Below are 23140 nucleotides of genomic sequence, written 5' to 3'. Positions count from 1 at the left end.
TTGCAGGAACTTCTATATATCTGACAGGTTTAAATAAATACTTTCTTACGAATCATTAATTCTGCTACAAGTAGATTAAGAGACCAGCTTAGCCAGACTGCTATTGTGTATGAATTTTCATAAGTAAAATTCATGAGGTTATGTGCAATAACTACAATTATATAAATCATCATATTGGCAAAGGAAAGAAAGAAACTCCTGGTAATCCATTGGCTATGCAATATAACTTTTTTTCTTTTAATATAGTAAAAGCCGAGAAGTGTTGTTCCTAGCCATAATGTATTTAAAATAAGAAACCCTATAACACTTATCCATCCTCCCGTTGCAAAGAACGAGACATAGACACCTGGAATGAAATTTAAAAGGATGGACAATACATATAATCTCCCGTTCCATCGGTGAAAGCTTCTTGATTTATCACGAAGTGCTTTAATAATTCCTAGTGGCCCGGTAATAAGCGAAATAATCGCAAGTAAGATATGAATACGAATCATCAAAATCCATAAACGTTCATCTGTAAGAATTTGGTCCTTCCTAGAAATAAATTTTTCAAAGGAAGGGTCCACTATATAATTCTTTGAAAATGTGTGTAATACCCACATCATTGAAAAAACTAATAGTATAATTCCTATTTTTTGTTTCATAAAGTGAAATCCTCCAATAATACTTAGGGAAAGAAGCTGCATTGCTCTTATAAATGTAGCCTTTATCCTATCTATAATAAGCGATGGCCACTTAATTTTGAGGCAGGAAGCATACCAGCCTTTGCTTCACCAGTCATGTTATTCCCGTCTACATAAACTGTAAATTTTAAAGTTAGACGCATAGGCTTAGTTACCTTCATGGACCATTTTAATTGATTTCCTTCTTGAACCGGATGATTTAACGGAACAATTTCGTTTCCTTGCGTAGCAGTTCCTACAATTCGTCCATCCGCAGAGGCTAAATCAAGTAAAACGGAAAGTTTTCCGATAGGAGTAGCAATGGTCGTATCCCATTTACCTAGAACATCAACAATCCTATCAGTTTGCACCATGCTAGCATTGCTTGACTCTTCCTCTGGCACTTCTTGATGTGCTTCTTTTGGCACGCTTCCTTCAGCCTTCCAAACAGTGCCTCTACGTTCGTATTCAAATAGCTTTTCTACTTCATGTGCTATACGAGGACCTAATTCTCGTTCAACTAAATACAGGGCAACATCAAGTCCTGATGTTACACCGCCACCCGTTACAAGATCACCATCATCGACAATTCGAGCCTGAATAGGAATAGCATTTGTGGCACTCAATAGCCCCATCCCCATATGATGTGTCACAGCATGACGTCCTTCTAATAAACCATCCATTGCTAGAATGAGAGAACCGCCGCACACAGTTGAAAGTAATATATCGGGCTTTTGAAGGGCTTCTTTTAACAGATTACTTAATTCCGTTTCGGTTGCATTTTTTAGCTTCACAGGTACCGAATCTGGTCCGTTGCCATCAACAGAACCTGAGGCACCTGGAACAAGAATGATGCCTTTGCAGTTAAGGTCGAGTTTTTCACTTGCTTGTATTTTTAAATCATTTACGCCACTAGGCACCATTCGTGCACCTTCAGCAGACACGAGCCTAACGGTAATTGCCTCATTTGTATACATGGCAGCTGCAGTAAACACCTCATAAGGTGCAATGGCATCTAATAAATCAAATCCGTCAAACAATACTATTTGGATGTGCATTTTTACTCCTCCATCTAAGCTTTTTAACAGTGGGGTGAAACCTAATGATCACTCTATTAATGAAAGAATACCCCTTTAATATCTCAAAGGGTGGTACAAAACAATCACAAAAGTATCACAATCCATTATTCACCGTTAACTTGAATGAAAAAATGATAAACTAAGGTTGAAATTTTTAAAGAGAATCATCTAAAGAAGGGTGGGATTTTCGTGAAGGAAGTACATACGATTCTAGTTGTGGATGATGACATTAGCATTGTGGAATTATTGAAGGATTTTTTAGAGAATGATGGCTTTTCTGTGAAAACAGCTTTTAATACTACCGAGGCTCTTGCCGAGTTAAATAAAAATACAATAGATTGCATCGTGCTTGATATTATGATGCCAGGACAAAACGGGTTTGAGCTATGTCGACAAATTCGCATGACAAACAATGTGCCGATCCTGTTTTTGAGTGCTTTAAGTGATGATGTGGACAAGATTCGAGGCCTAGCACTTGGAGGAGATGATTATATTGTCAAAACCGCATCGCCAGGAGAAATTGTAGCAAGAGTAAAGGCGGTATTACGGCGTTCCAGTACCTTGCAGCCCCCACAAAGTAAGGTGCTGGATTACGGGCGGCTTGAGCTGAATTTAACTACAAGGGAAGTGCTTATAGAAGGACAGTCCATCTCACTTACCCCAAAAGAGTACGAATTGTTGCTATTGTTTGCAAAACATCCTAAGCAAGTTTTTACATATGACCAATTACTTGAAAAGTTTTGGGAAGGAATCGGTGACAAGCATACCATTCGTGTCCATCTAAGCAGGCTAAGGGAGAAAATTGAAGCTGATCCCAATGATCCGCAATTGATAGTGAACGTATGGGGTGTTGGCTATCGTTTTAAAGGAGAATAAGATGAAAACCATTCGAATTCGTAAGTTCACCGTTCTCTGTTTATTTATCCTCCTACTTTTCCCTTGGATATTTTATGTAGGGGCACATTTTGCTGAAACCAAATCCTTCAATTTTGATATGAATGAAGCACAGCACATAGATTTGGAAGCTACGAGGAATTTAATTGAAAAAAATGCTGATAATTGGACTGATCCGGATTGGCAGCATCAATTTAAAAAACAGCTAGAACAAATGAATATGGAAGTATCAATTTTAACAGAAGGGGGTCAGGTAATTTTACAAACAGACGATAATCGCAAGCCTTCATATTCGAGAAAAGAGCAGTTCTCGATTGTACAGGACGGGCAGGTACTAGGAAGAGTAGCAATCTATCAAGCTGATTCAAAAACCACTCAAATCGTAGCGATAATTATAGGGGTTATAGTGGCGTTTTTGATCGTTGCTTATGCCATTCGAAAATATATTCTCCTTCCTCTGGAGAAAATGGGTAGCTCTGCGCGGCAAATTGCAGAAGGAGATTTGGATATCCAGTTACCTTCCTCTCGAATCTTTGAAATTGCCGAAGTTCATAATGGATTTAGAATTATGGTAGATAGTTTAAAAAAATCCGTTCAAAATCAAATCCAATTGGAGGATGAACGACGTTTTGTGATTGCTGCTGTTGCACATGATTTACGGACACCTCTCTTTGCTTTGCGTGGTTATTTAAACGGGCTCAAGCAGGGTATTGCAGGTACTCCTGAAAAACAGGCGAAATATCTGGCAGTTTGTATAGAGAAGTCAGCGCAATTGGACCGACTAGTAGAGGAGCTTTTCGCGTTTGCAAAGACGGAGTATCAAGAATCTGGGCTGAGCACTATTATAGTTGACCTGAGCTATATTTTGAAGAAATCAATTGAAAGTCTTAATCCACAAGCTCTAGAAAAGAATATCACGGTTATCGCTGAAGGCTTGGTAAAGGGATGCATGGTGAAAGGTGATCCACATTTATTAGAAAGAGCCATGAATAACTTAATCGACAATGCGGTCAGACATACATCTACTGATGGGCAAATTATTATTAAATGCAATAAGGCTGAAGAGCTTGTTACATTCTCAATTCAAGATACAGGAGAGGGCTTTTCTTCAGAGGATCTACCAAAAGTGTTCGAACCATTATATAGGGGAGATGCATCAAGAAATCGTTCAACAGGTGGGGCAGGATTAGGGCTAACCATTTCACAGCGTGTTATTCGACAGCATGGCGGGGAACTGGTTGCAGGGAATGCCTCAGAGGGTGGCGCAATGATTAAAGGGCAGGTCCCGTTGGCTAAAACCGGAAATTGAGTTCTGAGTATAAAGTGCTAATAATAGCGTAATAAAGGCGGTCTCCTTACTCAAAAGGAGGCCATTTTTATTGGAATATGTTTATATTCTGAATTCTCGTGAATAAATAACACATAGGGTGAAGAAAAGGAGGGAGCTCGATGTACGTAGCAAAATTAATAGAAAATAAGAGCGAGGTACTGCTCGGCAAGGTGGACAGGCCATTTTTTGTCCCGATTCAACTAATTGAACTAAAACTAAATGCAGACAACCTTGATAACGCCATAACGCAGGCAAGTGAAAGATTAGACCCAATCATCAACAACCCAGCAACCATGCGTATCGAACAACTATCAAATGACGCCCTAATCCTATCATTTAGAAACAGACAAGATGGATTAAAAGTTTCCTATGAGCTACAGGCCTATAACTAAAAGGAAACCTAAGAAAAATGGAGAACAAAAAATAAAATGATAAATTACTCAAACGGATGAAGTCCATGCCTTGGTTTAAAGGTGTGGGCTTTTTCTGTTGGGTACTATCGGAAAGGAGAATGGGTATCGTTGGGGCAGGAGCGGTAATTTAAGCTCTGAATCTGTTAAATAAAAGGAAAATTTTCGGTTAATTATAAAATAGAAAGGAAAATAGCATAAATAGCGGAAAAAATTCCTCCTATTGACCCAGAAAAGGTGAAAAACAGGGGTTTTTGCAATGGATAAAAGGAAAATTTCCTCTTATTTACACTGAAATCAGCCCGAACCTACAAATAACCGAAAAATCTTCCCTTATTTACTTTGTAAAAGAATTTAAATCAAATTAATGTAGGCATGGTTGCACTAAAAATAATCACAACTTAAAAAAATCTGGAGAACCCATAAAAGCTGCGGTTGCTCCAGATACAATAAGAAATATTATTTCAATCCAAACGGTGTAAGGCCGGTATTATTAACCTTAATGCGCCAAACTTCATTTTTTAAGGATTCTGTTATATATAGATAGCCATCGTGGAAGGCAAGATTCGTTACGAAGGTGCCTGCGTCTTCAGGAAGGCGGATTGTACCGTAGTCAAAGCCGCTGGAGTCAACTACAACAATTTCGCCAGCTTGGAAATGAGCTACATAAAGATTCCCTTCGGCGTCAACGGTTAAGCCGTCTGGTCCAATGCCTCCTTCAAACCGTGCAAAAACAAAGGGTGTTTCACGAGCATCAGCTGCACTTAAAGAAGGGACTGAAAGAATTTGATTTTTATTAAATTCCGAAATATATACACGCTGGCCATCAGCTGAAAGCGCGATTCCGTTTGGATACGCTATATTTTCGGAAAATAGCACTGCTTCTTTGCTGTTCGGGGGAAGGTAAAATACACGTCCAGTAGGGTGTGTGGCACTAGAGCCCATTGGTTCGGTAAAATAAATACCACCTTTTTCATCAAAGACAAGATCATTTAAACCATTTAAAGGCTTCCCTTTGTACGAATTCACTATCGTTTCACGTTTTTTAGTCTTCGGATTATACGCATAGAGCTCCCCAGTACCATCCGTTATAAAAAGGCGACCGTCTTTATGAAACTTCGCACCAATCGGCATAGGCGTTTTGTTAACGGTTACAACTTTACCGTTCTTAATCGTAAAAATTTCGCCCGTTGGAGGACTGACCATCCAGATATTGCCCTGACGATCAAAATTAATCCCTTCCATAAAGCCACTACCTGTAGCAACCTTTTCCCATTTGCTATTGTTCTTAACAATTTCAGTTATATGATGTCTCTCTCCCTTAGGTACAGTCTTTGATTCATACAAGGCCTTTGCCCCAACAAAAGATGCCGTCACAAGTGTAAAAATAAGAACCAGGGTACCTAATATTGCACCTTTTTTCTTCATTACAAGAATACCTCCTCCATAATTTAAAAGTTATGCTTATGAAAATATTCTTCTGCCGATTCCTTCATGATGCTTTTAAAATTAGCTCAAACTCTTTTTACAATATAAGCGCTTATATTCCCTGTATTTTACCATTTGATGGTACCGCTAAACTACAGCATAACAAACGGAATTAGCTTAAGAGTTAGGTAGTTTTTTCTCTATTATGTGGATAGTAATTTTGTTATGGTGGGAGGTTGGGGGATGGGAACTATATATAGGTATTTTTGGAAGATTAATCTAAATAAACAGTAAGGGGACTGTTAACAATCCCCTTAAAATATGTATCTGGATAATCAATGCCGTTATTTAAATACCTTTTGATGCTCAAAACAATAAATCTGTCCATTGAATTTCTTATTGGAAAGGCAAAATGATTTCACCTTTTCTGAAACAGGTTTCTGGCAGATGCAACAAGTATTTTTAGTGTCCTTATTATCATTAGCTTTTGTAATTTTGATATTTTCGACATGTTGCTTTCTTAGTGTAGGATCAGTGATATTAATTTTGGTCAATGTTTGATAGATTGAATCGATTTCACTGTCCGATAAAAACGGTTCTTTATTTTGTAGCTTAAGTATTGCAATTTTACGGTTGATAAACTCCGTTAATTCGATATCATAAACAACAAGTTCATTGGAAGAAATTTTACGAAGTTCTTCATCAATCCTGAATGTACATCGTTTTGTGAAAGAAACCATTGAAATAAAATAATCACGATAGGTAGGCTCGAGAACATTTTTTATAGACTGAATATGTCCAAAATTTTGTACAAGAGGACTCATCATTTTAAACTTGCCGTTAACTAACCAGGTTTTTCTGTCTTTTCCTCCATAAATAGTCCCCTGATAATTCTTTGTTTCAATGACAAATAAACCGTATGGAGTGATAATAATATGATCGATTTGTGAGAATCCAGTAGAGGATTTCGCATTTTCAATCATCAAATCACTAATATGCTTATAGTTCTTCGGAAACTGATCTAGTTGAATATTTATCTTATATTCTCCAAGTTCTCCTTTTCGATTTGCCAGTTGTTCATTATCTTTAGTAAAAAATGCTGTTTGGGTTGGAATTGCTTTAGAAGGTTCATTTGGTTGTTGTTTCTTTTTAAAAAAGGAGAACATATTGCTACCTCGATTCAAGTTAGATAATGTATACCACTTTAATGTATAAGGTTATCAGTAATATGATTTTAGTAAAAGTATTATCTGATAAATTCCAATCCTTCGACGCAAAATTTCCCAATCGCAACTTACATAGTGCAGGTTATCAGTCATTTAAATGTAATTAATTCACTAACTTATAGGAATTTCTAAATTAGGGGACCTGTAATTGTTGAGTTTAAAGTTTATCTAAAAGAATAATTGCTTTACTGAATGTCATGAATTAACTAGTATTTGAAAAATATCTCAATAATTTTTTTCTTATATACAGGCCATTAGTTATAAAATTAGTAAATAAAGCCTATTATGAAATGGAGTGAGAAGATTAACTCGAAGAAGGGTGAACTACAATGAACAGTCAAGAGAAACTTTATGCAACTCTAGCACTTGGTTTATACCATCGTTTTAGAAAAGATAAATGTGATAATTGCAACTATAATATTGGTGAATATTTAGAAGATCCATATGCGTTTGAAGATTTTGTTGCTCTTGTAATGCAAAAAATTTTAGGTGGAAGAACAGAAGTAACAAAAAAGTCAGGCGATGGAGGGATAGATATAATTCATACTACAGCAAATGAGAAACTCCTTGTCCAAGTAAAATGTTTTGCTCCCAGTATTAAGGTTGATTATAAGGCAATCGCAATTCTTCATTCTAATATGGTAAAAGAAAATGTAAAAGCAGGCTATTTCGTTACAACAAGTGACTATAATCCAAAAGCTATAAAGTATGCTGAAGGAACAAATATCAAATTAATAAATGGTACAGAGTTAGCAGAATATTGGTTAGAGCATAAACAGAGTTGGTTAATATCTCGTGAAAAGAAACCTTTTATGGAGAGGCTATTTGAAGAAGTAGATAAATGGTTTAAAGAGTTTATTGGTGGTTTTACATTAAAAAATAAATAATGAATGAAAGTAGAGTAGAAATTGATTGAATTAGCGGATGATAAACGTCTAGTAGAACGAATGCAAAAAGGAATATTTAAATTGATAGGTAAACATCTTGCTGCAGATGAAATAGAATTGGATTATGTAATGTTTGCTCATGATCAGTTTGAAGGCAAGGCTTTACCGATTGGTATTCTAGACGTTTTAGCTGATCCAATCGCTACTACTGGCGAAGGATACATAGATAAAGAGAGTGATGATTTTCATCAAGTGTGTCATCTATATTATGTTGGCCCAAATCCATTTGAAATTTGGATGAAGAATGGCGAGGTAATTCAGAATCCTCTTGCACAACCAAAATATATGTAATCGCATATTTCTCAATAAATAAAGTATAAGAAGCTTTAAACTCCTTATACTTTATATTTCTTATTCTTCCACCAAATAATGATAAATATCATACTGGACAGGTTGTTCAAGCACTAAGTTCATTGTTACAACTGGCAAGAGATTTCCTTTACCATCAGGCATTGTTTCATTTTTCGGTGTATCCTCTGCAATATCTACTTCACCAAGATAGTAGAAATCACTTCCTTCTCCATCATCTTTTTTTGTAAATAAGTAGATTTGTAATCCAGCTTCCTTAGAAGAGAGAATAGTTTTTACTTCATTTGAATCAAGGGTTAAACGGTTACGAGTAAACCATCTAAATAATTCTGGAGCTAAGAATTCATCACCGTATGCTTGGCTAGTTTCTACTTCATCCTTTTTGTGATAAGTAACGAAAATAGGGCATGTATTGTGTTTAGCTCGATAACCGTAAATTGTAGACGAGTCATCATGTGGCCAGTTCAACAACCTACAAGCATCACGACGTGAATACTTTTCAAATAATGTTAATGGCTTTGTTTTATCGTATTTTTTACTCTTATTATGGGCGCAATTTGCAATGTCTTCAATATATCCTCTGAAATAAGAATCCCTTAAACTTTCTTGAACTTCCTCATTGAATTGATATATACCATTTTCATTAGTTATAACGGGTTTAAAACCATATTTCTTTATATCGTTTTGTACATGGAATTTAAGTGAGAATATGTTTTCAACAGATTGAATTGTTGCCTCATCCACATAAGTACCATAATCATTTAATTTAGCTAAATAAGATTCTTTCGAAATAGCTTGCTCTTTAAGTAATTCTTGAATCATAATAACTTCATGCATACGTTTCCCATTTAAAAATTCCTTTGAAATCATTGTTAGTACAGCTTGCTCATAATCTGAAAGGGAAGGAATTTCTTCTTTCATTTTTACAAGGAAACTATAATAGTTCTCTGAATAGCCAACAATGACCTCGGGATCTAGAGAGTTTTGTTCTATAAAATCAAATAGGGTAGGGATTCTACCTAAACGATTCTTTACTTCTAGATATGCATCTTTTAACGTTTTCAAAGTTGATAAATTGGTATTGTTAATAGCATCGAAAATTCTCTTCTTCGCAATCTCTTCAAAGTTAATAGTTGAAACCCCTTGAATGTAATCAGTGTTTACAGTTCTCCGACGAACGTTATCCTTATTCATAGACTGATCTCCGGATAAAGCGATGGGAATGAGATAGTTGTTTTTATAGTTTCCGATAAAATCTATGATTGTTACGTAGTCCTTTGAATCATGTTTACGTAACCCACGACCAAGCTGTTGAATAAAGATAATGCTCGATTGTGTTTGGCGTAGCATAACAATTTGGTTTAAGAAGGGGATATCAATTCCTTCATTAAAAATATCGACTGTTAGAATATACTCAAGTCTTCCTTTTTCTAACTTTTGGATTGCATCTTCACGCTCATCTTGTGTATTGTCACCAGTTAGCGCTGTAGTTTTAAGCCCAGCATTATTTAATGAAATAGAAAGATTTTTCGCTTCCTCTTTAGAACTACAGAACATTAGACCTTTCACCTGGTCTCCAGAGTGTCCATAATAGTTTATTTTCTCAATAATATGCCTTACCCGTTCATTCGAAACTAAGTTCCTAAGTTCGGTAGCGTTATCTACTATTTCACCATCTTTTTCAAAGTCGGTTACACCAAAATAATGGAATGGGCAAAGCATGTCTTCTTCTAGCGCAGCTTGAAGTCTTATTTCATAAGCAATGTTGTAATCAAACAGTTCATAGATATTAAATCCATCAGTCCGTTCAGGTGTAGCAGTCATACCAAGTAAGAATTCAGGTTCAAAATAATTCATCACCTTAAGATACGAATCTGCACCAGCCTTATGAACTTCATCTACTAAAACATAATCAAAATGATCTTTAGTAAACTCTTGAAGATACTGATCTCTGGAAAGTGTTTGAATGGTTGCAAACAAGTATTTAGCATCAACAGCTTTTGAATTGCCTGAAAGAATGCCGTAATCATCTTCATTTCCACCTAGGATCTTGCGATAATCTTGCATTGCCTTCTTTAAAATTTGCTCTCGATGGACTACAAACAGCATCTTCTTTGGTGCGAAGTTTCTTACATCAAAGGCAGATAAATAGGTTTTACCTGTACCAGTAGCAGAAATTATTAGCCCTTTATTTGCTCCAGTTTCTCTTAGTTCTTTTATTTGCTGTAATGCTACTGATTGCATTTTGTTTGGTTGGACGGATAAGCTTTCTGCTAATTGATTGGTAAGGTACTTTTCATTGATTTGAAAGGTATTGCCGGTAAGTTGTTTAATGAATGGCTGCAGCTCGAAGTGTTGATTGTAACTGTTTATCCACTCTTCGGTTAATGGAATTGCTGCGTTCCAAGCATCCTCAAATTGATTCTTAAAGTGATTAATAATTTCGCCGTTTTCTAACGAAGTTAAAAATACATTCCACTCATAGTTCGCCTTTAATGCACTGTCGGTTAAATTCGAGCTTCCTACAATTAGAGAATAATAATCTGTATGCTCAAAAATATAACCTTTTGAATGGAAGCCTTTTTCGCCGGTTAGACGAACTTCAATATTTTCTAGTTTAAGAAGCTCCTTAAACATCTTTGGTTGATTGAAGTTCAAGAAAGTGGATGTAAGTATTCTTCCTTTAATGCCTTTAAGCTTTAAGTCATAGAGCATTGTTTTTAAAGTTGCTAGTCCACCCTCAGTTATGAAAGCTACGGAAAAAGTGAAAGTGTTACATGTTTTTAATTCTTGAAGTAATGTTGATAAAACTGATTCATGATTTTTATTTGTTAAAAGCTTGGGTTTAAATTGTGCCGAAACTGGTTTGTTTTGATCAATAAATCCTTTATATAAGGAGCTCTCAATTTTACGAATAAGCTGTTCCAAACTATTTCCACCGTCTCTTCAATGTTTTATTTTTCTCTCTCTATTTTTTCTACAGCAGGAATATCCGCAGGAGCAAAATCTAGCTGAGCAAGTTTATCTCGCTTTACCCATTTTGTTTCGGCATGCTCGATAGCGATAGGTTGTCCATTTTCTAATTTTGCTTTGTAAGTTTCGAGTCGGACGATGAATTTTTCATATTCATAGGTTGTGTCTTCTACTTTTTCTCCGACACTGATGCTACAGCTGAATTCTTCTTGAATTTCTCGTGCAAGTGCTTGTTCTGGTGTTTCACCGGCTTCGATTTTTCCGCCAGGGAATTCCCAAAGGTTTGGGAGTACCATTTCGGGGCTTCTTTTTGCACAGAAGATTTCATTTTGGTTATTTTCTATAATTGCTCCAACTACGTGGACTTGCTTTTTCATCGTTATCACCTTTTTTACTGTTAATAGTTTAATTTTAGCTGATTTCCAGTATTTGAGCATTTATTTTCTATAGGTAAAAGGATTTTGGAGCAAATATAAATTCGATATGGATAATTATTCCTTTATACATTGAAACATTCTAGTCCTCCCCATATACTAAAGAGGGAGGTGTTTGGAAAATGAAGGGAATTATAGAGAGAAGACTGGCGTATTTATATTCAGGTGAGTTAACCTCTGTAATTATGTTTGTTTTTGTTAGTTATATAGTTAATTATGCGATGCCGAACCTACATTTATATTCACTTTTTTCATTTTGGGCAGCATTCCTGCTTTTAGAGTGGCTATTGATACAAGGGACGATTTATTGGCATGCCAAGCTAAAACGATTAAGGGTAGAGAATACATCGATTACCCCGATTAAGATCGTTCGTCTACTGCACCGTTTCAAAGGGCTGAATAAATTTATAATTCTATTGGCATTCCTTGCATTTATTATTGATTTTGTTAGATGGTATCCATCTCTGCCGATAGGTGGGCTATTAACTGCATTCTTTATTTATATTTTTGCAATTTTAGAGTTTATTAACTATTTCTATAAGCAGCTCTCATATGATAACCGTTTTGATATCAAATACTTGATGAAGAGTAGAAAGTTGAAGAGATCCAGCTTGAATAAAGATTTTAAACGATTTTTATGATTAAATCTCCAACCCCAACCAACCCTCGTAGCCGACAAAAGCTATTCTTAACCATTTTTCAATCATTCAACGAAGGTATTCATCCATTTTATAGTCCTTTCTCCATCTATCCTCGCTTCTCCTTAATCTTCTCAACATGCTCCTGCTTCACGGCTTGGTCGGCTTTTTGGTATTGTGCCAGGAAGTTATAGATTCGGTCGATGAAGTCGGGCTCCAGAATTTTTGGCGAGCTTTCAATTTGTTTGACCATGAGCTTAGCGAGATGATAGCGTTTGAGGACAAATGTATTTTCTGCCTCGAAGGCGATTTTTTTTAGTTCGCATCTTTCGCTAAAGACGATGACCGATTTATAGTGCTCCTTTTCAATAGAGGGAAGGATTTTTTGTAATGCTTTGATATGACCGATATTTTGCTTGATAGGATTGTAAAAGGGATACTTTTGACCGTTCGGAAAGGTTTGCATCCACTTTTGAGATTTTTCATCGCCAAATATCCAGCCGCTATAATTTTTGGATTCGATCACGTAAACGCCAGTCTCATGGATATAGACGAGGTCAATTTCAGTCGTTTGGTTATTACCGTTTGGAATGTAGATGTTGAATAGTGCCTTATGGTAGCCTGGTAATTTCACCATTTTTCCATAGGAGGAGAACTCCCCGTAATTGCCTTTGTTGAACATTGTACTTAAAAAGCCATTTCCCGTTTGTTCCTTGTATGTAGAGATAACGGACTTTGAACTTGGTTTGTCTGTTGGTTTCGTTGAAGAAGAAGGGTTTAGTAAATTTACAACGTTATTAATTAGTGTCTTAAACAAAATCTCCACTGCCTTTCGCATAATCAGTAATTCTATTTTACTAAATAATGGTATTTTTGTAATTATCTTTATGGAGAAACTAGTATTTTAGTTAGAAGAAGGTTTTTTAGTTATTAAAACGAATACTTTAAATAGATTATTACTGTGAAAAAGAGACTAGGAGGGCTAGCATGAACATACGAGTTTTAAATGTAGCAGATGCACAAATTTATCACGAACTTAGACTAAGAGCACTGCAAACAGACCCGGAAAGCTTTGGGTCGACATATGAAAGGGAAATCAATTTTCCAAAAGAAGCGGTGGAGGAGCGAATTCGTCAAGCAGAAGATCGTTATGTGCTGGGAGCGTTTGAAGAAGGGGGAGCGCTGGTTGGAGTAGTTCGTTTTATGCGAGATACTGATCGAAAATCAAAGCACAAGGGAAATATCTATGGGATGTATGTGGCTCCAGAAGTGCGCGGTCATGGTGTTGGCAAGAAGCTAATGCAAGAGGCAATCATACGTGCTAAAGATTTTGATGGAGTTGAGCAGATTCATCTTCAGGTAGTTTCGAAAAACGAATCGGCAAAGAAGCTCTATCAATCTCTTGGGTTTACAACATATGGTGTTGAACCGAGGGGATTAAAAGAGGGCGATGAGTATTTTGATGAAGATTTGATGATTTTGATATTGAAATAGGGTAAAAAGGAGCCTTCTCAACTATGCAATGTATGAGATGGCTTTATTAAATTATGGAGGAATGCTATTAGGAAACTGGTTTTATTATTAGCTATTCTCTTAATCTCAGGCTGTCAAAATACAGATGGCCAAACATCTGAGAAAGTTAATGCTACAAGTGATAGTACCCCGTCTGGAGATGTAGTGGCACGGTTTGGTGAAATTGAAAACCTGGAACGATTTGAAGAGTTTAAAAGCAATACGGAAAAGGGCATTCAGGACAAATTGACGATTGTACAATATACCACAGAAGGGGCTCCAATATTTTACCAGCTCGACTATGATGGAGTCGTTATAAAATCTACAATTGATACGAGTAGAGATGAATATGGTGCCGGAGAAATCTATCATAATACTTGTACTGCAATAGAAGCTGCTGAAAGAAACGATGCAACGGAATACGTCCTAGTAGGTTGTGAAGAAGAAATGGATAATACAATTTTAGTTAAATGGAAAAATTAATGAGGTGCCCACTGGTTTCGTAAGCCTAATTTTCTTTTGATTTCGTTGGGAACAAAATGCAACCATCTAGTTGTTTATACTTGACGAGCAACCGATTAGTTGCATATAATCAATTCATGAACAAAGACGCTATATTTAAAGCCCTTGCTGACTCTACTCGGCGACTGATGCTGGACGAGCTTTCTGAACGGAACGAGCTGACGCTGTATGAGCTTACGGCGCGTCTCATTATGAAATACCAGCTTTCCATCACGAGGCAGGCAATCACGAAGCACCTTAATATTTTGGAGGAGGCGGGGCTCGTAACCTCCGAACGTAAGGGCAAGTATCGAGTACTATTATTTAATAAAGAACCGCTAGAAAATTTACTGAAAGGCTGGATAGATTAACTTAAGTAAGAGTGTAGGCAAACACTAGACATCAAAATTATAAGGGAGCACAAATCATGATGAAAATTATTATTACGAGTATATTCGTTGAAGATCAAGAGAAAGCCTTAGCGTTTTATACAAATACGCTGGGCTTTGTAAAAAAGCATGACGTTCCAAGTGGTGCACACAGATGGTTAACGCTAGTTTCTTCCGGTGAAGAAAATGGTACCGAGCTTTTGCTCGAGCCAAACGTTCACCCTGCTGCCAAGGAATATCAACAAAAGCTATTTGCTGATGGGATTCCCGTAACAATGTTTGGGGTTTCTGATATTGAAAAAGAGTACAATGACTTAGTAGAAAAGGGCGTCGCGTTTACAATGAAGCCAACAAAAATGGGCGACATCACCATCGCGGTCTTCGATGACACATGCGGCAACCTCATTCAAATGATTCAGCAGTAATAAGGTGATGGTGCCTCGGTTAGGAACGGCGAAGGTTACTTTAGGAATTGAATATGTTTGTGTTACCCCTGCGCTAAATCTAGGCAGGGGTTTTTGTGTTATTTAAGTGATGAAGGACAGTATGAACAAGATATACACAGGAAGTGTCTTTCATAAGTATGATGAAGGACGATATGAACAGGATATCCCCAAAAAGTGTCTTTCATAAGTGTGATGAAGGACAGTATGAGCAAGATATACACAGGAGTGTCTTTCATAATGGTGATGAAAGACGATATGAACAGGATATACACAAAATGTGTCTTTCATAAGTGTGATGAAAGACATTACGAACAAGATATCCCCTGGAAGTGTCTTTCATAAGTGTGATGAAGGACAGTATGAACAAGATATGCACAGGAAGTGTCTATCATAAGTGTGATGAAAGACACTATAAACAGAATTCTCCAAAAAGCGTCTGTCATCTGCTCGATTATTTTTAAATTCTCCCCAAAACAAACTCCAAAACCCCAAATCCCATAATCATTTTTCTAAAAGAATAACCCTCAATTCCAATAGCTACGCCAATCTTTTATCCCTCAACCTTATTTACTACCTCTATTATTATTCTTGAAAAACTCCTGCAACACACTGCGAAAACTATATATTCTCTTTAAAGCAATATTCCTCTTTTTTAATCACTTTATTTGTCAAAAACCCATTGACTTTTATTATTCAGAAAATATACACTATTTATATAAGGTAATGAATACCGCAAATGCGTAAAAGGGGTGGATAGATTGAATTTACCTACTGTTCAATTTACAAAGGAGCAAGAATTATTCAGAGAAGAGGTTCGTACTTTCCTGCAACAGGAGCTACAAAAGGGGACGTTTCAAACGAAGTGTGATTCCTGGCTAAGTGGGAGTGACCCGGCGTTTTCAAGGATAATCGCTGAGCAGGGCTGGATTGGGATGACGTGGCCGAAAGAATATGGCGGTGCTGAACGCAGCTCCATTGACCGATATATTTTGACGGAGGAATTTTTAGCAATTGGGGCACCGGTTGCAGCGCATTGGTTTGCAGATCGTCAAACCGGACCGCTTCTACTGCGATTTGGGACGGATTATCAAAAGAATTTCTTCCTACCGAAGATCGTTAAAGGAGAATGCTTCTTTGCCATTGGGCTAAGTGAGCCAAATAGCGGCTCGGATCTAGCCTCTGTAAAAACAAAGGCTGAAAAAGTAGAGGGTGGCTGGATAGTAAATGGCGCAAAGACATGGACTAGTAACGCCCAAGATGCTCATTATATGGTCACACTTGTTCGAACAGAACCAGTGACTGAAAAGAAACACCAAGGCCTAAGCCAATTAATTATTAATTTGAAGTCAGAAGGTGTAACAATTACGCCGATCCGTTATTTAACAGGGGAGCATCACTTCAATGACGTATTTTTTGATAACGTTTTCGTGCCTGATGAAATGGTCGTTGGGACATTAGGAAACGGGTGGGCACAAGGGTTAGCAGAGTTAGCCTACGAACGCAGTGGTCCAGAGCGTATTTTAAGCACCTTCCCATTATTAAATGAAGCGATGGAGGAGCTCAAACGCCAGCAGGATATCGAAGGCTTAGCACAAATCTCAAAGCTAGTAGCAGAATTATGGAGTCTGCGAAATCTATCAATTGGCGTTGCGAAAGTGCTAGAAGAAGGCGGAGAAGTAGGTGTCTCAGCCGCATTAGTAAAGAGTGTCGGTACGAAATTTGAACAGAAAATCCCTGAAATTGTTCGTTTACTCCTGGATGTTTATCCACAGCTTCATGCTGACCGTGCAGTAGACCGTTACTTAGCAGAATCCACACTTCATGCCCCAGGCTTTACGATTCGTGGGGGGACGTCAGAAGTGTTATATGGCATTATCGCGAAGGGAGTGCTTGCAGGATGAGTGAAATGAAGGACATGATTATCGAGGTCGTAGAACGAATTTTTAAAGAAAAAGTAGAAAAAGAAACAGTAGACCTCTTAGAAGCAAACCAATGGGCGGAGGATGTTTGGCAATTAATCCTTGAAAATGAAATCCATCAGGTTGCCGTTAAAGAAGAAAATGGCGGTGCTGGTGGCGATTATGAGGATCTATTTCATCTCTATCGATTAGTTGGCAAATATGCAGTACCGATTCCATTTGTCGAACATACATTGGCAAATCTCATCTTAGAATTCATCAATATAAACCCACATACAGAATTATCCACAGTGCACCTGGCAGCAAAGCCTTTAGAACTTACAGCTGGAAAGGTTTCCGGCAGTCTAGACCATGTTCCATGGGCAAGATACGCACAAAAACTCGTAACACTTGCGACTGAAAAAGGGACCCAATCTTTAATAGTAGTAGATTTGAAGGAAGCACATATTGAAAACCACACCAACCTAGCAGCAGAGCCTAGAGATAGCCTTCAGTTTACAGATGGCAAAATTCTAGCAAGTCACCCCCTCACAGAAGAACAGCATGAATTCCTTACAAAACTACAGACAGCAGCCACGGTAAGTAAAATGGCTGGAGCAATCGACCGTGCCTATGAGCTATCCGTTCAATTTAGTAAAGAACGAGAGCAGTTTGGTCGTCCAATACACCGTTTCCAATTAGTACAGCAGCATCTTGCTGTTTTAGCTGGCGAGCAAGCAATTTCTGCAGCAGCACTAGAAAATAGTATTGCCTTGCTTCAGAAAGGTGAAGCAGGAGACGAAATCGCCTTTGCAAGGTTGAAGCTAGATGATGCAAGCCGCATTGTTGCTACAAGTGCACATCAGGTACATGCAGCCATTGGTGTTACACACGAGCACCGATTACACCATTACACACGCAGATTATGGGCATGGCGAGATGAGGACTTCCATGAAAAGTATTGGAAAAAGCAGCTAGCCAAAAACTGGCTGAATTCATCAAATACGATTTGGGATGTCTTAACAAAGAAAAAACAGGTGGAACACATTTAAGGGGGAAGAATTAGTGGCAGATTTACTATTTGAAGTGAATAACGGGATTGCGACAATTACATTAAATCGACCGGAGAGCTTTAATGCCTTCAGCGAGGAAATGATCCAGCTTTGGATTTCTTCTTTAGAAGAGGTGCGTGATAATGATTCGATCAGGGTGCTCCTAGTGAAGGGAAACGGAAAATCCTTCTGTGCCGGTGGGGATGTAAAGGCGATGGTGGCAGGTAAAGGCTTCTTTGAAAGTCAGGAGGATATTACCTCAACAGCCCTTGCGAGAAAACATTCCTTATGGAAAAAAGTGCAGCGTGTCCCACTATTACTGGAGGAAATCGATAAACCTGTTGTATGCCAAATGCATGGCTATGCTATGGGAGCAGGATTAGATATGGCTCTAATGTGTGATATTCGTATTGCTGCAAGTTCAGCTAAGGTCTCTGAAAGCTACATCAATGTAGGAATTGTACCTGGAGATGGAGGCGCTTACTTTTTACCGAAATTAGTGGGCATCGATCAGGCGCTGGATATGCTATGGACGGCACGCGTTTTAACAGCAGAGGAGGCCAAAGAAAAGGGGCTGGTAACCTTTGTCATTCCAGATGAGGAACTGGATGCTTTTGTTCAAGCATATGTAGAGAAGCTAAGCAACGGTCCACAGGAGGCCATCCGAATTATAAAACGTGCAGTGTACCAAAGCCAGACAATGAGTCTACGTTCTTCACTAGACTATATTTCTTCTAAAATGGGGCTAGTGACGGAATTACCAGATTACAAGGAAGGTGTAGCAGCTGTGCTAGAAAAGAGGAAACCAAAATTTAACTAAAGACCAAGGGGGATGGGGGATGAAAGGTAGGTTTATCATCACAATTTTGTTATGTGTCGGTCTTCTCATAGGATGTCAAAGTAATGCAGAGCGGTATGGGGAACCGCTTATCTTCACTACGGGAACGACAACGGGGGTGTTTTACTCATTAGGTGCAGGGCTTTCAACATTATGGACGAAAGAGATGGGGAAGCGAGTGGCCTCCCAAGCATCTAATGGTAGTGTTGAAAATTTGAAGCTAATGAGTAAAGGAGAAGCCAATCTTGCCTTTACAACGGTAAATATTGCATATGAAGCCTATAACGGTGAGGGAACTTTTAAAGAAAAGCCATACAAAGAAGTTCGCATATTAGGCAACCTCTATCCAAATGTTAGTCATATTGTGGCTGTCAATGATGGCAAAATTCAATCCATTGAAGACTTAAAAGGAAAAAGCTTTGTATATGGGGCGGCAGGAAGCTCCACTGAAATGGAATCAAAGCTCGTATTAGAAGCACATGGAATTGCAGCAGATGAAGTAAAGGGGAACTATGTTGGGTTTACTGAAGCCACGGATTTAATGAGAAATGGCCAGGTCCATGCAGTAAATATCTATTCTGGTGTACCTGCTGCAGCCACAACCGAGCTGATCTCAACGCTGGATACAAAGGTTTTAAATTTTTCACCTGAAGCCATTAAGAAAATGACGGAAGAATATCCATGGAATTTTGAATATGTCATTGAAGCCAATACCTATGATAAGCAGCCTGAACCGATTATAACAGTTGGTCAATACAGCACGATTGTAATCGACGAAAGTGTGTCAGAGGAAGCTGCCTATGAGCTGACAAAGCTGCTTTGGGAGAATGTAAAGGAACTTGAAAAATCCTTCAGCATTGCTAAACAGTTTGATCCTAAAAAAGCCATTGAGGGAACTGCTGGAGTGCCACTGCATCCAGGGGCAGAAAAGTACTATAAAGAAATAGGCGTATTGGAATAGGGGGCGGTTCAAATGACGACAAAAAACAGTGTAGATGTTGATGTACAGGGATTAGTAGAGATAGAGGAGAAAACACTTAACTCAAGAAAGTATATCGGCATTTTTGGCAAAGTTGTAGTGCTGCTCGCAATCATTTGGACCGTATTTCAGCTGTATATGAGTAGTATTGGTGTCATGGATGCTGTGAAGTTCCGTGCTTGGCATTTAGGATTTCTTCTATTATTTAGCTTTATATTCTATCCTGCTACTAAAAAGAGTGTAGGCACGCGGAAACTGCCGACCATACTAGATATCCTTTGCATTGGGTTATCGGCATTTGTTATTTTCTACTTCCTCTTTACGTATGACACATTTGTACGTGAACGAGCTGGTGAAAACACGACGATGGACATTTACGTAGGGTCCTTAGCTTTACTTCTATTATTTGAAGCGAGCCGTCGAGTAGTTGGAATTGGGTTAACACTGATTGCCTTGTTCTTCTTAACTTATAATTTCTTTGGTGCGTATATACCCGGCTTGTTAGGACATTACGGGTTTAGCATTGAACGTGTCGTAAACCTGATGTATTGGGGCGGTCAAGGTGTATTTGGTACAGCATTAGGTGTTTCGGCAACTTATATTTTTGTCTTTGTATTATTCGGAGCCTTTCTAAAAAATAGTGGGTTTTCAGATTTCATTAATGACCTGGCGCTGACAATAGCAGGTAGAACTGCCGGTGGACCTGCAAAGGTAGCAGTTTTTGCGAGCGCTTTAATGGCAACTGTTAGTGGAAGTGCTGTCAGTAATGTTGTGACCACGGGGACAGTTACAATTCCGATGATGAAGAAGGCGGGCTATTCTAAGAAATTTGCTGGCGCTGTTGAATCGGTCGCATCTACTGGAGGCTTGATTGCGCCACCTGTTATGGGGGCAGCGGCGTTTATCATGGCGGAATATCTAGGTGTTTCTTATTCGGTTGTGTTACTTGCTGCTATCATTCCGGCTATTTTGTATTACTTAACATTATTTATGATAGTACATTTTGAAGCCAAGAAAATGGGCCTATCAGGTATTGCAAAGGAAAATATCCCTAATGCCAAAAAGGTATTAAAAGATGGAGGGCACCTGTTTATCCCATTAATCATATTACTGATCATGCTGTTTAGTGGCTTTTCACCGATCTATGCAGCAATTATCTCGCTGATTACCGTTGTACCTGCTGCTGCGATTCGAAAGAATACACGAATGAGTTTAACAGTAGTCATCGAGTCGATTGTTGAAGGTGTAAAAGGTGCGATTAGTGTAGGGATAGCGTGTGCAGTTGTAGGAATTGTTATTGCTACGATTACATTAACTAGTGTCGGCTTATTGATTGGGAACAACGTATTGAGCTTTGCTGGAGAAAGTATTCTTCTGGCTGCGGTTTTAACGGCCTTTATCAGCATTGTGCTTGGAATGGGGGTTCCGGCTACAGCTGCTTATATTATCGTTGCCACAATTTCTGTTCCAATCTTAACTAAGCTGGGCGTCGCACCAGTTGCTGCCCATATGTTTGCCTTCTATTTTGCCGCCTTATCAAGTATTACACCACCTGTTGCTTTAGCTGCCTATGCCGCGGCTGGAATTGCAGGAGAATCACCAAATAAAGTCGCATTTGAATCGGTACGGCTAGGGTTAATCGGCTTTATCGTTCCATTCTTCTTCATCTTTAACCCGACTTTGTTACTAACAGGTGGAACCATTGGAGAGTACATCTATGCGGGGGTAACTGCAATCATTGGTGGGATAGCTTTAGCTGCTGGGTTGAAGGGCTATCTATTTAGGAAGACTTATTTGGTCGAGCGGATTTTACTATTAATAGCTGGTATCAGCTTGATGGATACGACTCTTCTTGTGAATATCATTTCTCTAATTGTTGTTGGATTAGTAGTCGCTTCTCAAGCTTTAATTAGAGATAAGGCGATTGCAGCAGAAGTAAAGGTAAGTGAAATGGAAGTATCGGCAATAGAAGAAGAACGTGAAAAGGAAACCGCATTAGTAAAAGACTAAGGAGGGTGAGCTATGCGCCCATTAGATGGGATTCGAGTTTTAGATTTATCAAGAGTGTATGCTGCACCAGCTGGTTCGATGCTGTTGGCAGATTTAGGAGCTGAGGTCATCCGCATCGAGCATCCAAATGGGTCAGATAGCATGCGGGAGTGGGGTCCATTTGTGAATGATCAAAGCACCTATTATCTATGTGCGAATCGTAACAAAAAATCAATCTTGCTTAATTTGAAAAAGGAAGAGGATAAAAAGAAATTCCTTGCCCTGGTTGAGGATGCAGATGTTGTTTTAGAAAACTTTAAAACTGGTGATATGACAAGAATGGGATTAGGCTATGAGGTACTAAAAAAGGTAAATCCTCGAATTATTCATTGTGCTGTTACTGGCTTTGGTCAAACAGGATCACTTGCACAGGAACCTGGTTTTGACCCAGTCATTCAAGCAATGAGTGGTCTTATGGATGTGACGGGGGATCCTAATGGCGAGGCTACAAAGGTAGGGGTTCCGATCGCGGATATTCTAACCTCTAACTATGTAGTAATCGGGATTCTAGCAGCGTTACGCTTGCGCGACCAGACAAATGAAGGTCAATTTATCGATCTTGCACTATTGGATGTGCAGCTGAGTTCCTTAGCAAATGTATCAAGTGCCTATTTGAATGCAGATTTTGCATCAAAGCGTTTAGGAAACAAGCATAATAATGTAGCGCCATATCAGGTATTCCCTTGTTCAGATGGCCCTTTAATGTTTTGTGTCGGTACGGATGCCCAGTTTGAAAGGTTCTGTCAGATGATTAAACGAGAGGAATGGGCAACAGACCAGCGCTTCAAAACAAATTCAGCAAGAAAGCAAAATGAGCAGGAGCTTACGGAGTTGCTTGAAGAAATAACTGTAACGAAAACCCGGGACGAGTGGCTGACTTTGTTGCAACAATACAAAATCCCTGGTGGTCGGGTAAATACAATTGCAGAAGCTCTGGAGCAGCCACAAGCGAAAGCGAGAGATTTGATCGGCGAGATGGAGCATCCGAGCTACGGAAGGGTGAAGTTTGTCAAAAATCCATTACAGCACTCAGGGTTGAATATTTCCTATGACCAGGCACCGCCACTATTAGGTGAGCATACAGCAGACATTATAAATCCTTTAAAGGTCAATCTATGAAACTACTTAACGAAAAATAGAGGGGTT

23 protein-coding genes are annotated in these 23140 nt (G+C 38.5%); 16 read left to right on the top strand and 7 right to left on the bottom strand.

The window, feature by feature from the left end:
- Positions 1-29 precede the first annotated feature (29 nt).
- Positions 30-644: a DUF2306 domain-containing protein gene (locus BJ095_RS02910; RefSeq protein ID WP_107931677.1), complete on the bottom strand. Its 615-nt coding sequence runs from the start codon at positions 642-644 to the stop codon at positions 30-32.
- Between the two features lie 71 nt (positions 645-715).
- The gene (locus BJ095_RS02905) at positions 716-1720 is read right to left on the bottom strand and encodes a DJ-1/PfpI family protein (protein WP_107931678.1); all 1005 of its coding nucleotides are present in this window, start codon (positions 1718-1720) and stop codon (positions 716-718) included.
- 210 nt (positions 1721-1930) lie between these two features.
- Here BJ095_RS02905 and BJ095_RS02900 point away from each other — a divergent pair, with 210 nt between their 5' ends.
- From BJ095_RS02900 to BJ095_RS02890, 3 genes are all read left to right on the top strand, one after another.
- A complete protein-coding gene (locus BJ095_RS02900; RefSeq protein WP_107931681.1) occupies positions 1931-2617 on the top strand; it encodes a response regulator transcription factor in 687 nt (228 codons plus the stop codon).
- A gap of 1 nt (position 2618) precedes the next feature.
- Entirely contained in the window at positions 2619-3944 is a 1326-nt protein-coding gene (locus BJ095_RS02895) for a sensor histidine kinase (protein ID WP_107931683.1), read from the top strand.
- Positions 3945-4084: 140 nt separating this feature from the next.
- The gene (locus tag BJ095_RS02890; RefSeq protein WP_107931685.1) at positions 4085-4357 is read left to right on the top strand and encodes a hypothetical protein; all 273 of its coding nucleotides are present in this window, start codon (positions 4085-4087) and stop codon (positions 4355-4357) included.
- 477 nt (positions 4358-4834) lie between these two features.
- On the opposite strand, the gene BJ095_RS02885 is transcribed toward BJ095_RS02890, so the two are convergent.
- Both BJ095_RS02885 and BJ095_RS02880 read right to left on the bottom strand, forming a co-directional pair.
- Positions 4835-5722, bottom strand: a complete 888-nt coding sequence (locus BJ095_RS02885) for an SMP-30/gluconolactonase/LRE family protein (protein WP_235867553.1) — start codon at positions 5720-5722, stop codon at positions 4835-4837.
- A 425-nt stretch (positions 5723-6147) separates the two neighbouring features.
- Positions 6148-6969 (bottom strand): nuclease-related domain-containing protein, encoded by an 822-nt coding sequence (locus BJ095_RS02880; protein WP_107931688.1) that lies wholly within the window; start codon positions 6967-6969, stop codon positions 6148-6150.
- Between the two features lie 389 nt (positions 6970-7358).
- Here BJ095_RS02880 and BJ095_RS02875 point away from each other — a divergent pair, with 389 nt between their 5' ends.
- Together BJ095_RS02875 and BJ095_RS02870 are read left to right on the top strand one after the other, a co-directional pair.
- Complete coding sequence (locus BJ095_RS02875; RefSeq protein ID WP_107931690.1) at positions 7359-7916, top strand: restriction endonuclease; 558 nt, start codon at positions 7359-7361, stop codon at positions 7914-7916.
- A gap of 21 nt (positions 7917-7937) precedes the next feature.
- A complete protein-coding gene (locus BJ095_RS02870; RefSeq protein WP_107931692.1) occupies positions 7938-8267 on the top strand; it encodes a hypothetical protein in 330 nt (109 codons plus the stop codon).
- 60 nt (positions 8268-8327) lie between these two features.
- On the opposite strand, the gene BJ095_RS02865 is transcribed toward BJ095_RS02870, so the two are convergent.
- Together BJ095_RS02865 and mutT are read right to left on the bottom strand one after the other, a co-directional pair.
- Complete coding sequence (locus tag BJ095_RS02865; RefSeq protein ID WP_107931694.1) at positions 8328-11213, bottom strand: DUF3427 domain-containing protein; 2886 nt, start codon at positions 11211-11213, stop codon at positions 8328-8330.
- A 26-nt stretch (positions 11214-11239) separates the two neighbouring features.
- Positions 11240-11635 (bottom strand): 8-oxo-dGTP diphosphatase MutT, encoded by a 396-nt coding sequence (gene mutT, locus BJ095_RS02860; protein ID WP_107931696.1) that lies wholly within the window; start codon positions 11633-11635, stop codon positions 11240-11242.
- A 179-nt stretch (positions 11636-11814) separates the two neighbouring features.
- Between mutT and BJ095_RS02855 the strand changes: the two genes are divergently transcribed.
- Positions 11815-12333 carry a general stress protein gene (locus BJ095_RS02855; protein WP_107931698.1) on the top strand — a complete coding sequence of 173 codons (519 nt, stop codon included), beginning with the start codon at positions 11815-11817 and terminating at the stop codon, positions 12331-12333.
- Positions 12334-12439: 106 nt separating this feature from the next.
- Here the strand turns inward: BJ095_RS02855 and BJ095_RS02850 are convergent, their stop codons facing one another.
- Entirely contained in the window at positions 12440-13168 is a 729-nt protein-coding gene (locus tag BJ095_RS02850) for a nuclease-related domain-containing protein (RefSeq protein WP_107931700.1), read from the bottom strand.
- A 149-nt stretch (positions 13169-13317) separates the two neighbouring features.
- Between BJ095_RS02850 and BJ095_RS02845 the strand changes: the two genes are divergently transcribed.
- The 10 genes from BJ095_RS02845 (at position 13318) to BJ095_RS02800 (ending at position 23113) form a co-directional block, all read left to right on the top strand.
- Positions 13318-13824, top strand: a complete 507-nt coding sequence (locus BJ095_RS02845; RefSeq protein WP_107931702.1) for a GNAT family N-acetyltransferase — start codon at positions 13318-13320, stop codon at positions 13822-13824.
- A 183-nt stretch (positions 13825-14007) separates the two neighbouring features.
- Complete coding sequence (locus tag BJ095_RS02840) at positions 14008-14325, top strand: DUF4362 domain-containing protein (protein ID WP_181417940.1); 318 nt, start codon at positions 14008-14010, stop codon at positions 14323-14325.
- Between the two features lie 116 nt (positions 14326-14441).
- Positions 14442-14714 carry an ArsR/SmtB family transcription factor gene (locus tag BJ095_RS02835; RefSeq protein WP_107931993.1) on the top strand — a complete coding sequence of 91 codons (273 nt, stop codon included), beginning with the start codon at positions 14442-14444 and terminating at the stop codon, positions 14712-14714.
- Between the two features lie 59 nt (positions 14715-14773).
- Positions 14774-15157 (top strand): VOC family protein, encoded by a 384-nt coding sequence (locus BJ095_RS02830; protein WP_107931995.1) that lies wholly within the window; start codon positions 14774-14776, stop codon positions 15155-15157.
- A gap of 779 nt (positions 15158-15936) precedes the next feature.
- Positions 15937-17079, top strand: a complete 1143-nt coding sequence (locus tag BJ095_RS02825; protein WP_107931706.1) for an acyl-CoA dehydrogenase family protein — start codon at positions 15937-15939, stop codon at positions 17077-17079.
- Complete coding sequence (locus BJ095_RS02820; RefSeq protein ID WP_107931708.1) at positions 17076-18128, top strand: acyl-CoA dehydrogenase family protein; 1053 nt, start codon at positions 17076-17078, stop codon at positions 18126-18128. Before BJ095_RS02825 ends, BJ095_RS02820 begins: the two co-directional genes overlap by 4 nt.
- Positions 18129-18141: 13 nt before the next feature.
- A complete protein-coding gene (locus BJ095_RS02815; protein WP_107931710.1) occupies positions 18142-18948 on the top strand; it encodes an enoyl-CoA hydratase/isomerase family protein in 807 nt (268 codons plus the stop codon).
- 19 nt (positions 18949-18967) lie between these two features.
- Positions 18968-19927, top strand: coding sequence for a TAXI family TRAP transporter solute-binding subunit (locus BJ095_RS02810; protein WP_107931712.1), 960 nt, complete (start codon positions 18968-18970; stop codon positions 19925-19927).
- A 12-nt stretch (positions 19928-19939) separates the two neighbouring features.
- The gene (locus tag BJ095_RS02805; RefSeq protein WP_107931714.1) at positions 19940-21955 is read left to right on the top strand and encodes a TRAP transporter permease; all 2016 of its coding nucleotides are present in this window, start codon (positions 19940-19942) and stop codon (positions 21953-21955) included.
- A gap of 12 nt (positions 21956-21967) precedes the next feature.
- Positions 21968-23113: a CaiB/BaiF CoA transferase family protein gene (locus tag BJ095_RS02800; RefSeq protein ID WP_107931716.1), complete on the top strand. Its 1146-nt coding sequence runs from the start codon at positions 21968-21970 to the stop codon at positions 23111-23113.
- Positions 23114-23140: the final 27 nt, after the last annotated feature.

It is taken from the genome of Ureibacillus chungkukjangi, assembly GCF_003217295.1.
Taxonomy (GTDB): Bacteria; Bacillota; Bacilli; order Bacillales_A; family Planococcaceae; genus Ureibacillus; species Ureibacillus chungkukjangi.
Note: the sequence above shows the minus strand (reverse complement) of the source record. Positions and strands in the feature narration are given on the sequence as shown.